This window comes from Pseudomonas sp. zfem003 (assembly GCF_032621675.1).
Lineage (GTDB): Bacteria > Pseudomonadota > Gammaproteobacteria > Pseudomonadales > Pseudomonadaceae > Metapseudomonas > Metapseudomonas otitidis.
The window spans coordinates 1-10876 of record NZ_JAVYJG010000019.1 but is presented as its reverse complement, the minus strand read 5'-3'; the positions used below and the strand labels follow the sequence as shown (position 1 = coordinate 10876).

Genomic DNA, 10876 nt, shown 5'->3' with positions numbered 1-10876 from the left:
GTCGCCGATGGCCAGGCCCAGCCGGAACCCCAGCCGGAACCCCAGCCGGAACCCCAGCCGGAACCCCAGCCGGAACCCCAGCCGGAACCCCAGCCGGAACCCCAGCCGGAACCCCAGCCGGAACCCCAGCCGGAACCCGCTGCGCCGAAAGCCGCAAGCCGTAAAGGAGCCAAGTGATGGTGGACCTGGCACATCGAGCACGACGAGGAGGACAACCTGATCCAGGCCTACCTCGACGCGGCCAGGGCCCACGTCGAAGCCTTCTGTGACCGCACCATCGTCGATCCGGCACCGGGGCCTGACGCCCCGCCGCTGGATCAGGCGACCCAGATGCTCCTGACCAAGGATGTCGGCCAAGCGATCCTGCTGCTGGTCGGCCACTACTACAACAACCGCGAGGCGACCGTTCTGGGCGCTGCGCCTGTGGCCCTGCCGTTCGGCGTTGAAGCGCTGCTGTGGCCCCGGAGGTCGTTCCGATGAGAGCCGGCGAAATCCGTCATCGGGCCGAGCTGCTGGAGCTTGGCCCGGACCTGCAGGAGCGTTGTCTGGGGCGGCGCTGGGTGGGCATCCTCACCCAGGAGAATGCCGCCCCGGGCGCACCGACCAGCCTGCGTAACCCCGTCCGCGTGGATATCCGCGCGCGCTACTGCCCGCAGTTCGTCATCGGGCGGTACCTGCGCCAGGGTGGCCGGCTGTTCCACCTCACCAGCGTTCGTGACCCCATCGGCAACCGCGCCGAGCTGCGCATCACCGGCGATGAGCTGATGGGCGTTCCTGGCCAGGCCCTGGTGAACGGCCTGGCGCCCAGGCCCTGCCGGGTCTTTCTCGCCTTTGACGTGCCGTTCATTTCACCGGACCACGCTCAAGGCCCGGTCCTTCGGACCTATGCGGAGGTAGCGCTGATCGAGGCCGGCCGGGTGGAGCAGGGCGACCTGCTGCTGGTGGGCGCCGACCGCTACGAAGTCCTATCGCTCGCTGCCGACCGCGACGACGGTGTCGTGCGTGGTCTCTGGCTGGACCTGGTGCAATGAGAGTATCCGTAACCATGGCCGGCGCCGACCTGGCCCGCGCCCGCCTGGAGGCCATCGGCCGCAAGGTGGAGCCGGTGCTGCGAGGCGCGATGAACACCGCCGCCACCCAGACCCGCAAGACCCAGTACCTGCAGCCGCTGTCCCGCATCATCAACCCCGCCCTCGTGCGCGAGCGGCTGGTGATCAAGCGCGCGAACAGTAGACGCCTCAATGCCAGGATCATCCCGAGCAGCTCCAGTGTCGACGTCATTCGCTATGCGTCCTGGGGCTATGACCGGATCGACGCCACGCGCGGGCGGATCTGGATCATGGGGCCGTCCGGGCGGAAGGTGGCCGCCGGCTTCGTCAACCCGTCCGCCAGCACCCCGCAGCCGTTGTCCACGCGCAGCAGCCGCGCGCGCCAGGTCGGGCCCAACACCCGCAACCCTGAGCGCACTTCCTACACCTACCGGCGCGCCCTGCAGAACGCCCAGGGGCCAAGCGTGGCCTATTGGTTCCGCCAGCTGACGGGCAGCGGGACCATCCGCTGGGTGAACGCCTTTCTCCAGCAGGAGCTGGAACGGCGCATCCGGCGAGAGATCGCGCGCGCCAGCGCATGAGGATCACCCAATGCCAAGAGCCAGCGAGCTGACCGCCCAGCTGAAGGCGTGCTTTGAGCGGATCGTCCCCGGCAACGGGTTCGAGACCGAGCTGCGCGCCGTACTCACAGGTCCCGCCCAGGGCCGCACCGACCAGGCCATGCCGTTCGCCATGCTCCGCACCGTGCTCGACACGCGCGTCAGTGGCGCCGGCTGCCAGGCATCGCGCAAGCGCACGTACCAGGTTGAAGTCGCGTTCAAGGCCAGCGCCGAGGATGCCCTGCTGGACGCCGCCGCGGTGGATATCCAGCGCGCCCTCGGCTTCGGTCGCGACGACTTCGACGACCGCTTCCCTGGCCTGATCGACGACGAAGACCAGATCGAATTTGCCGACGGCTCCACGAACGGCAAGCCCACCCGGGTCGTCATCGTCACCTTCAGCCTGATCTACGTAGAAACGTACCACTGACGGCCCGCGAGGCCAGGAGACACAACACCATGATGCTCGACACTCAACTCTTCCGGGGCAGCACCTACGTCGCGCCCTATCCCACCTGGAACCTGCAGGAACTTTTCAAGCTCCAGAACATGGAGGCGGAGCCGACCACCACCGAGATCTCCATCCCGGACCCCACCCGCGCCGGCCTGCCGCCGCTGGACCAGGTCACCGCCACCAGCCAGATCGTGCTCAATGGCGAGGCGGTCAACTTCAAGCCGGCCGCCGCCGCCATCCTGCTGTTCGGCTCGGTCGAGAACGTGCCCAGCGGCACCGTCACCGACGAAGCCCACGATGCGCGCATCGACCGCGTCATCATCCTGGATCACCTGACCCTGACCGTGACTGAGGTCACCAGCGCCGACGGCTCCACCACCTATACCCGCAACATCGACTATTCGGTGCTGCCGGGTGGTATCCGTATTCTCCCGGGCGGCCCCCTGGCCACGGCCATCGCGGCGGTAAGTGGTACCGACAAGAAGCTTCCGATCCTCATCAGCTACACCTACCCCACGGTGGACCTCATCAAGCCGTTCACCCAGGGCAGCACATTCCACCGCCTGCTGGTGGGGCAGAAGAACGAGGGCGGCAACGGCGAGATCCGCCGCATCCGCTGCTATTACGCCAAGATCGCCCTGGGCGGTGCCATCCCGCTCAATCAGGGCGCGGAGTTCGGCGTCGTGCCGGTGACCATCACCCTCCTGCCCGACCCGGCCATCTTCGACGACGGCGAAGCGGCCATGTGGGATTGGGAGATCGAGCGCAAGGCGGTCTGATGCAGGTGGCGTGGCTGGGCATGTGGCGATACAGTCCACGCCATCAGCAACCCCCATGGAGGGAATCCACGTGCGTCTTTGGATACTGGCTGCGGCCTTGGCCTGTAGCACGGCGGCTCAGGCCGCGACAGTCGTCAAGTGCGTGGACGGCGCCGGCAAGGTGTCGTTCGCGCAGAACACATGCCCGGCCGGCACCACGGGTGCGTCGGTGGAAGTCAACGCCGCCCAGCGCCCGAGCGGAGACGGCCCAGCCGTGCAGATGGCCGACCCGAGCAAGACCTACGCGAGGCCCAAGCCGAAGCCTGCGCCGAAGCCAGCCGCCCCCGAGCCAGAGGTTGTTTACCGGGAAGTGCCGGTCCCGGTGCAGGTGCCGGTCCAGGTCAAGCCCTGTGTGAAGTACGTGGAAGTTATGAGGCATGTTCGCAAGACGACGCCTGACGGCCGAGTCCTGGCTGGTGTTCAGGTTGATAAAGTGCCTGTTCCCTGCAACCAGAAGTAACCCAGAGATCCCCAACAAACCCGCCGCTGGCGGGTTTTTTTATGCCCGGAGATTGGCATGAGCGATATCCACATCCTGTTCCCCGAGCCGGTCCCCGTGACGCTGGGCAGCCTCCAGGTGCTGATCAACCCCGTGCGCCTGCCGGACTTCGAGCGCTTCGGCGAGGCCGGTGCCCGGCTCTTCGAGATGCTCGGCAACTTCACCGCCGAGGAGATCTACCGCTACGCCAAGCAGTCCGGCGACCTGCAGGTGATCCTGCTGCGTTGCACCAGCCTCACCCGCTGGTCACTCCGGCGCGTGCCGGCGGCGTCTGCCGTCGAGCTGATGGCAAGCGTCGTGGCTGGGCAGACGCCGTCCAGCAACTGATATCCGCCGGCCACACCTGGGCCGATATCCAGACCTACACCCTCCCGCAGATCGAGGCCTTTGCCGCTGCCCTCCACGAGGACAGCCGCGCTGCCGCCCTGCTCGATCTGCAGGTGGCCCGAGCCGCTCGCTGCGAGAAGGGCTACAAGACCCTTCAAAAGGAGCTGACCCATGTCCGCTAACCGGGTATCCACCCAGCTGGTGATCGAGGGCGTCAACCGTGCCCAGCCGGCTTTCGACCGCGCCGACAGCCAGCTGGCCAACCTGATGGAATCCGCCAAGTCGGCCGGCCTGGCCCTGGCGGGTGCGCTGTCGGTGGCCGCCGTGGGTGCCTTCGTGAAGTCGAGCATCGACGCCGTGGACATGACCGGCGAGCTGGCAGAGCGGGCCAATATGGCGGCCAGCGAGTTCGCCGGCCTGCAGTACGCGGCCAAGTACGCCAGCATCGAGGGGGAGGCGCTGAGCGCCACCCTCACCAAGTTCAACGCCAATATCCAGGCCGCCGCCGACGGGTCGAAGAAGCAGGCCGAGGCGTTGTCGCTGGACCTGTTCGGCAAGTCCGGCGCCAAGCTGCTGCCGCTGCTCAACCGCGGCGCCGAAGGGATCCAGGCGCTGATCGACGAAGCCAAGGAGCTCGGCCTGGTGTTGGACGATTCGGCCTATGCCGATGCCGGCCAGTTCAACGACAACATGGACGTGCTGAGCAGTGCCGCCGAAGGCGCCGGACAGAGCCTGTCGGTCAAGCTGGTGCCGGCGCTCAATGACATCAGCGGTTACCTCATCACCTTCACCAAGGACGGCAAGAAGGCGACCGAGTCGGCCGAGATCATGGGCACCGGCCTCAAGATCCTCACAAGCATCTGGATCGTTCTGGCCGGCGAGTTCAAGCGCTACGGCAAATTGTTCGGTGCCGTCTTCGCTGCCGCTGCGCAGGCGATCCAGGGGAACTTCGAGGGCGCCGTCAACACCATCAAGGACGGCGTGCAGGACGTCGGCCAGAACATCGGCGACACGAAGGACGAGATCACCAAGCTCTGGTCCGGCGAGTACGGCGAGCAGGCCATGGCCGACCGCGCCACCGCCGCCGCCGAGCAGTTCGACGCGGCCGTGTCCGGCATGGGCACCACTGCGGGCGAGGCCCAGCAGCATGCCGACGACCTGACCGCGATCCAGAAGCAGGTCCTGCAGGAGTCGCAGGAGTACCTGGCCGAGCAGGTGAAGGCCCAGAGCAAGGCCAACAGCGACCTGAGCGCCGCGCAGAAGGCCCAGGTCGACACCGCCAAGCGCTACAAGGACGCCCTGGCCAAGCTCAACGCCGGCGCCACCGGCACCCCGGACTTCGGCCAGGCCAATGCCCTCAAGGTGGCCGCGCGCAATGCGCTAGCTGCCAACGACGTGGACGGGGCCAAGACCAAGGCCCAGGCCGCGCTCGACGTCCTGCAGAAGATCCAGGAAGCCGGCGGCAACACCTACGGCTTCGGCGGCGTCATCAAGCAGCTGCAGGGCATCGAGGAGCAGGCCGACAAGATCAAGCTGGACAAGGCCACGAAGTCCGCCGAGGAGGCCAAGGCTGTCCTTCTCGAACTGAAGGCGCTGGTCGCTGAGGTAACCAATGTGAAGGTCAGCCTCAACCTCCCGGACGAGGAGGTGAAGGGGATCATGGACAAGTTCCAGAAGCTGCGCGAGATGATCGGCAAATCCCTGACCATCTCGCCCACTGTCACAGCGCCTACCACCGATAGCGGGACGCCCGGGCCCGTGAAGAAGTTCGCCAGCGGCGGCCACGTCGTCGGTCCCGGCTCCGGCACCAGCGACAGCATCCTGGCCCGCCTCTCCAATGGCGAGTTCGTCATGCGCGCCGAGGCGGTGCGCCGCTACGGCGTGGGTCTGCTGTCGCGCATGAACGGGCTTGGCGTCCCGCGCTTCGCAACGGGCGGGGCGGTAGGCCAGGTCCTGGCATCCGGTGGCGGATCGCGCAGCCTCGGCACCGTGATCCTCAAGACCCCAGACGGCGGCAGTTACACGCTGCTCGCCGACCAGACCAATTTCGACGCGCTGACGCGCAATGAGTCCCGCAAGTACGGTGACCGGGAGGTAAGTTGATGGACGTGAAGCTGGGAGGCCTGGCGATCACGCCATTGGCCAGTGGCGGTTTCCCCGATCAGAGCTATCAACCAGCGTCCGAAGGGGTGACCGAAGACCGGAGGACATCCGGGTCGATGGTCAAGATGGTGCACTTCCGCAAGACTGTCATCACCATCAGCGGCGCCGGCCTGATGGGCCTGGGTTTCGATGCCCTGGACTTCGACCAGCCCCTGGAGCTGCTGTGCACCAAGCCCCGCATGCTGATCACCGAGAGCCTGACGGGGGTGATCCCGGGGAGTATCCGGCCGGACGCCGCGCCATGGGCATTTGCCAGGGTCGGCAACCGTGAGGTGCGCACGCCCATCGCCATGACGGGCAACGCCTTCACCCTCACGCCGCCCGCCGGCGCCACGAGCTACAAGGTGGCGTGGATGCCGCGCTTCATCGTGTCATGCGAGCCGCCCCAGGAGGCGCTGCGCGCGGGTCAGTTCCCCTATGCCTGGTCGTTCGACGCCAGGGAGGTCTAATGCAAATCAACGGAATCACGCTGAACGGGGCCACCCTGAACGGCGGGGCCCGGCGCGGCCGTGGAATCGTCACCCAGGAAGTGCAGCCCAACTTCTCGATTCGCTGGAGCGTGCAGCTGCTGCTGAACGGGGTGGACGTCACCCAGTACCTGAGCGGGACCATCCGCATCGAGCGCGAGGAGTTCGCCCGGTGCATTGCCGACTTCAACCTGCTGCTGGACGCAGGCGCCGTGAACCCCGACAGCTACGTGGGGCAGGATGTCGAGATCTACTACATCCACCACCAGGCGGCCGCCGATGTTTCAACGCTGCGCTTTCGCGGCAAGCTGGAGCGCCCGCGCTTCAACCTGCAGACGCGGGTGCTCGCCTGCGAGTGCAGCGACCGCCTGAACGAGACCGTGGAGCCCATGGCCATCGAGGACATCGACGCCCTGGTGGGCGGCCTGTGGTCGCCTGACGTCTTCCAGCCGGTCGAGGGCCGTTCTCGCTGGGCCTACGCCAAGGAGCGCCTGAGCACCCTGCCTGTGAGCCTGCAGCGCTCCGTCGAGGGTCAGCTGCAGGTGACGCCATGGGCCGCCACCAGCGTGCCGCATTGGCTCATCAGGCCGGACACCGCGATATTCCAAAGCATCGACTACTTGCCCGTGGAGCTGAGCGAGCGGATCAACGTTGTCGAGGTCGAGGCGGACTATCGCTTCATCCGTCTACGGCAGCGCCATCAGGAATTTTCCTGGCGGCACCCGGACATCGTGGGCGACTCCATCGAAACCGGCTTCTGTGTCTGGCGCCACGATTCCACCGAGCTGCCAAACATTCCCATGGTAATCGGTGCCAGTTCTGATGCCGGTTACAGTGCCGTTCTGAATGATGCGTTCTGGCTTCGCCTGCCGGAGAGCGGGATCTACTGTACCCCTCCGGCCGGCTGGGTAAACCGCTACCCGGACCTACTGCTTCGAGCCAGTTGGACCAGCGCGATCCGCTGGGCGCAGCGGGTTACCGAGCAGTACACGCTGCGCCTGGAGGCGCCGGCCAGCGTGGCCCAAGCCGGGGAAGTGATCAGCCGCGACCGCATCGCGATGGACACCGAGAGCGACCAGGAACAGACCTTCCTCAGCGCCACCTACACCTCGCCGGAACCCGGCGCCGTTCAGGATGCCCTGGGCGATTGGGTGGTGGATATCCGCAACGAGGAGCGCCGTCTGCTGGGCCTGAGCACCATCCTGGCCATCGGCCGTGCGTCCATCCTCAAGGCCCACCGTGGCAACCGGTTCGCCTTCACCCTGCCGACCGCCGAGGCCGTGGGTATTCGCCTGGAGCACACGGTGCGCGTCGAGGACGAGATCCTCGGGCACCCGATCAGTTGCCAGGCCAAGGTCGTCAACATCATTGACGAGTGGGACCTGCGCAGCGGGCGCTGCTACACCAACTTCCAGCTTGCCGTGAGCCAGGGCGGCAGCAGCGAGACCGACCCGCTGACGCCACCAGCGACTCCCGACAGCACGCCACCAGGAGAGCCTTGGCCACTCATCGAGCTGCCGACTCAGTTGGGCGGGCGCAACGAGAGCCCGATCTACGACGAGCACTTGGATGGCTTCAGCGGCAACTACGACGAGAACGATCTGGACATTAACCCGGACCTGGAACTCTTCCCGCGCAAGTTCTGGCTCAACGTCGTTGAGATTCCGGCCGAGCACATGGACGAGTTCCCGGTGGAGGTCGGCAAGACCTACCGCGTGAGCGTCCCAACTGATCACTTGGAGCTTTGACATGTCCCTCGCAGACGAACGCAAGGCCATCCGTGACGGCATCACCGCCTCCCGTGCTGCCACGTCCGAGGTATCGCGCACCGCCACCTCCGAGTCGTCGCGCGAGGCGTCCCGCCAGGCCATCGCCGCCGGCCGCCAGCAGAGTTCGGAGGCTGCCCGGCGCGCCATTGGCCGGTCGCTGGAGGAGCAGCGGCGGGGCAAGACCCTGCGGGCCGACCTGAATTCGCTCAAGCCAGGGGCTCGCCAGTCGAAGACCCTGTCAGCCAGGGAGGCAAGCGGCGGCAGACCGGCAACCCGTGGGTCTGCCACCTGGGACCCGGCCACCCCGGCAGCTGCTGGAGGAGGCGGCGGCATCGCCAGCCCCCTGACCGAGAAGACGAAGACCGATGGCGCGGCCACCGTCCCGGACCGGGACTACTACGGCACCGTGGTGGTGGCGACCAGCGACGGGATCTTCACCATGGAGATCAAGCCCATCAAGGCGCTCAAGCTCACCGATGCCGACGGCGCCGACGTGGTGGTGAACCTGGCGGAGCCTGCACCATGATGAACGTAGCGGGCATTCCCACGGACGAGGTGGTCATCTTCGGATGGCCCTGGCACGGCCAGGTACGCAGAGCGAGCAACCCCAGCCAGGGCGAGGTGGTACTGCCAAACGGCGCCGCGCGTGAGCATCCGCTGCCGGAACAGCCCTGGTATACCTACCGGGTCCGTGTGCCGGGCACGCCCAGCGTGACACGCACGCCGGAGCAACTGGCGGCCGATGCGGCGGCGGGACGGTCCTGGTGGAGCCAGGCCATCCTCTGCGGCTCCCAGTTCCAGCTCTACGGCCGGGACCTGGGCGGCTGGCTCTACTGTGCACCGGACGGCACCCGGTGGATCATCAACCTCGACGCCGGCACTGCCCGACGCATGGGAGAGGTGGGTGGTTCTGAGACGGGCGGCGGGCCGTGCTGATGCTCTACGCCAACGACCCCAGCCCGCTCATCATGGCTGGTGAGCGCCCCATCCCGCTCGGGTTCCTGCTGGTCGAGATATCGGGTAGCGCCGCTGAGCCCTTCACGGCCAGTGTGACGGTGCTGCACACCCGTAGCGAGACGCTGGGAACCCTGACCTATCAGAACGATATGACCGTTACTCACGGGCCCAGTGGTGTCATCACCAGCACCGGCCAGGTCAACCAGGAGCAGAACGGCCGCATCCGAGCGGTTTGGTTCGGGCCAACCGGCGACCTGGTGCGCTGCTACGTGGACCGCCGCGACGAGGAACAGGCTGAGTTCGCCGAGCCTAACTTCGGCTACCGGCGCCGTCTCAGTCGCTGGAGGTTGCGAGTCGGCGAGACGCTGGTGGCCGAGGCGCGCCTGGAGGGTACCTACGAGTCCCTGACTCCGGGAACCCCTACAGACTCTGGCACAGTTCGCTACATCGGGCGGCTCAATGGGCAGGAGTTCTACAACCACGTCTTAGAAGGGGTGCAGAGTGCCAGCGAGCCGCCGGCCCCGCTGACAGTGGAGCAGCAGGCCGGGCCGAGTTCGGCGTGGGGCCCTCTGATCCTTGGGGAGAAAATAGACGTCCTGCACATCAGCAACAACATGGTGGTGTTCTACGTTCGCACCACTGAAGACGGCGTCCTATTCCAGCACCACTACATAGGCGCCGGCACACCGGCCAGCGCCGAATCCCCCGTGATCGTCAACGAGTCGGATCAGACCAGCACCGTGCCGTCCGACCGCCGCGAAATCCTGTACGGACCACGCTCATACAGTTCTTGGAACCCTGTCACCCATGTGGCGGCCCCGCTGGCCGCCACCCCTGTCGGATGGATTTGAGATGGCGAAACCCCTGTTCGTGAACAACTGGAGCGCCACGCTGCAGGCCGAGCTGCCAGCCGGCTCCGCCTCCATGGTGGTGGAGACCGAGCGCGCCGCCCTGCTGCTGGGCATGACCGGTGGCGACTACTACCTGCTGACCCTGGTGGGCACCGATGCCAACGGCACCGAAAACGCCTGGGAGATCGTCAAGGCGACGTCGAACGCCGCCGGCGTGCTGACCATCACCCGTGCCCAGGAAGGCACGCCCGCGCGCCTGTGGGCCGCTGGCACCGAGGTCAGCCTGCGGGCCACCGCCGGCCTGTTCGCCCAGCTGCGGGACGCTGGCGGCGGAACCGGCCCCGGCCCAGGCGGCGGCATCGAGGACGTCACCGATGACGGCCGGGCCTACCGGCGCCGGTTCGAGGAGTGGGTGCGCGATCCGGTGTTCGAGATCCCCCCGGACGCCTGGACCGACAGCATGCCGGTCACGTTCACCAACTCCACCGCGCTGATCATGAGCGGCACGCTGGTGATGGTCCCGTACCTGGCACCCCACGACATGACCATCGACCAGATGTCGGTGATCGTCACCACGGCGGCGGCCTCCTCGAATGCCTCCCTGAAGATCTACGAGAGCGACCTGGTGGGCTGGCCAGGCGCTGGGCTTCCCAGCGCAAACGGCCTCGCCCCGCTGGGGAGTACCGGCCAGGCCATCGCCACCCTGAGCGCCCCGGCCGAGCTGGTCGGCGGGCGCCGCTACTGGCTGGCGGTGCACACCAACGGCATGCCCCAGCTGCGCGCCTCCACGGTGGGAGCCCCCGTGCTTCGGTGTCCTGGGCCACGGGCGCGCCCGACGTCTGGGAGTTCGAGCGCAGTGACCTGTCCACCACCAACCCGCCGCTGATCCGCCTGCACCGCGCCGCCGGCGCCTGACACACCCG

General features: G+C 67.1%; 15 protein-coding genes. All 15 read left to right on the top strand.

Translation table 11 applies throughout. The features are described 5' to 3' along the window. Positions 1-192 precede the first annotated feature (192 nt). From RTK35_RS30065 to RTK35_RS29995, 15 genes are read left to right on the top strand one after another with little or no spacing between them, the layout of a single operon-like run. Positions 193-480, top strand: coding sequence for a head-tail connector protein (locus tag RTK35_RS30065; protein ID WP_316909702.1), 288 nt, complete (start codon positions 193-195; stop codon positions 478-480). Continuing rightward, a complete protein-coding gene (locus RTK35_RS30060) occupies positions 477-1031 on the top strand; it encodes a hypothetical protein (RefSeq protein ID WP_316909701.1) in 555 nt (184 codons plus the stop codon). The genes RTK35_RS30065 and RTK35_RS30060 overlap by 4 nt, the downstream gene beginning before the upstream one ends. Then, complete coding sequence (locus tag RTK35_RS30055; protein WP_316909700.1) at positions 1028-1630, top strand: hypothetical protein; 603 nt, start codon at positions 1028-1030, stop codon at positions 1628-1630. The genes RTK35_RS30060 and RTK35_RS30055 overlap by 4 nt, the downstream gene beginning before the upstream one ends. 10 nt (positions 1631-1640) lie before the next feature. Beyond that, positions 1641-2078, top strand: a complete 438-nt coding sequence (locus RTK35_RS30050) for a hypothetical protein (RefSeq protein ID WP_316909699.1) — start codon at positions 1641-1643, stop codon at positions 2076-2078. A gap of 29 nt (positions 2079-2107) precedes the next feature. Then, positions 2108-2881, top strand: a complete 774-nt coding sequence (locus RTK35_RS30045; protein ID WP_316909698.1) for a hypothetical protein — start codon at positions 2108-2110, stop codon at positions 2879-2881. Positions 2882-2936: 55 nt separating this feature from the next. Continuing rightward, positions 2937-3380 (top strand): DUF4124 domain-containing protein, encoded by a 444-nt coding sequence (locus RTK35_RS30040; RefSeq protein WP_316909697.1) that lies wholly within the window; start codon positions 2937-2939, stop codon positions 3378-3380. A gap of 57 nt (positions 3381-3437) precedes the next feature. Continuing rightward, complete coding sequence (locus RTK35_RS30035) at positions 3438-3746, top strand: hypothetical protein (RefSeq protein ID WP_316909696.1); 309 nt, start codon at positions 3438-3440, stop codon at positions 3744-3746. Next, positions 3644-3928 carry a hypothetical protein gene (locus RTK35_RS30030; protein ID WP_316909695.1) on the top strand — a complete coding sequence of 95 codons (285 nt, stop codon included), beginning with the start codon at positions 3644-3646 and terminating at the stop codon, positions 3926-3928. The genes RTK35_RS30035 and RTK35_RS30030 overlap by 103 nt, the downstream gene beginning before the upstream one ends. Further along, on the top strand, positions 3918-5849 hold the full coding sequence (locus tag RTK35_RS30025; protein WP_316909694.1) for a hypothetical protein: 1932 nt from the start codon (positions 3918-3920) through the stop codon (positions 5847-5849). Before RTK35_RS30030 ends, RTK35_RS30025 begins: the two co-directional genes overlap by 11 nt. Beyond that, positions 5849-6358, top strand: coding sequence for a hypothetical protein (locus RTK35_RS30020; RefSeq protein WP_316909693.1), 510 nt, complete (start codon positions 5849-5851; stop codon positions 6356-6358). Before RTK35_RS30025 ends, RTK35_RS30020 begins: the two co-directional genes overlap by 1 nt. Then, positions 6358-8124 (top strand): hypothetical protein, encoded by a 1767-nt coding sequence (locus tag RTK35_RS30015; protein ID WP_316909692.1) that lies wholly within the window; start codon positions 6358-6360, stop codon positions 8122-8124. Before RTK35_RS30020 ends, RTK35_RS30015 begins: the two co-directional genes overlap by 1 nt. Position 8125: 1 nt before the next feature. Next, the gene (locus RTK35_RS30010; RefSeq protein ID WP_316909691.1) at positions 8126-8671 is read left to right on the top strand and encodes a hypothetical protein; all 546 of its coding nucleotides are present in this window, start codon (positions 8126-8128) and stop codon (positions 8669-8671) included. Then, a complete protein-coding gene (locus RTK35_RS30005) occupies positions 8668-9081 on the top strand; it encodes a hypothetical protein (protein WP_316909690.1) in 414 nt (137 codons plus the stop codon). Before RTK35_RS30010 ends, RTK35_RS30005 begins: the two co-directional genes overlap by 4 nt. Continuing rightward, a complete protein-coding gene (locus RTK35_RS30000) occupies positions 9075-9953 on the top strand; it encodes a hypothetical protein (RefSeq protein ID WP_316909689.1) in 879 nt (292 codons plus the stop codon). The genes RTK35_RS30005 and RTK35_RS30000 overlap by 7 nt, the downstream gene beginning before the upstream one ends. Position 9954: 1 nt before the next feature. Beyond that, positions 9955-10839, top strand: coding sequence for a hypothetical protein (locus RTK35_RS29995; protein WP_316909688.1), 885 nt, complete (start codon positions 9955-9957; stop codon positions 10837-10839). Positions 10840-10876: the final 37 nt, after the last annotated feature.

Coding starts and splice junctions, on each gene's coding strand:
- RTK35_RS30060 (WP_316909701.1), top strand. CDS start 477: ATGAGAGCCGGCGAAATCCGTCATCGGGCCGAGCTGCTGGAGCTTGGC.
- RTK35_RS30055 (WP_316909700.1), top strand. CDS start 1,028: ATGAGAGTATCCGTAACCATGGCCGGCGCCGACCTGGCCCGCGCCCGC.
- RTK35_RS30050 (WP_316909699.1), top strand. CDS start 1,641: ATGCCAAGAGCCAGCGAGCTGACCGCCCAGCTGAAGGCGTGCTTTGAG.
- RTK35_RS30045 (WP_316909698.1), top strand. CDS start 2,108: ATGATGCTCGACACTCAACTCTTCCGGGGCAGCACCTACGTCGCGCCC.
- RTK35_RS30040 (WP_316909697.1), top strand. CDS start 2,937: ATGGAGGGAATCCACGTGCGTCTTTGGATACTGGCTGCGGCCTTGGCC.
- RTK35_RS30035 (WP_316909696.1), top strand. CDS start 3,438: ATGAGCGATATCCACATCCTGTTCCCCGAGCCGGTCCCCGTGACGCTG.
- RTK35_RS30025 (WP_316909694.1), top strand. CDS start 3,918: ATGTCCGCTAACCGGGTATCCACCCAGCTGGTGATCGAGGGCGTCAAC.
- RTK35_RS30020 (WP_316909693.1), top strand. CDS start 5,849: ATGGACGTGAAGCTGGGAGGCCTGGCGATCACGCCATTGGCCAGTGGC.
- RTK35_RS30015 (WP_316909692.1), top strand. CDS start 6,358: ATGCAAATCAACGGAATCACGCTGAACGGGGCCACCCTGAACGGCGGG.
- RTK35_RS30010 (WP_316909691.1), top strand. CDS start 8,126: ATGTCCCTCGCAGACGAACGCAAGGCCATCCGTGACGGCATCACCGCC.
- RTK35_RS30005 (WP_316909690.1), top strand. CDS start 8,668: ATGATGAACGTAGCGGGCATTCCCACGGACGAGGTGGTCATCTTCGGA.
- RTK35_RS29995 (WP_316909688.1), top strand. CDS start 9,955: ATGGCGAAACCCCTGTTCGTGAACAACTGGAGCGCCACGCTGCAGGCC.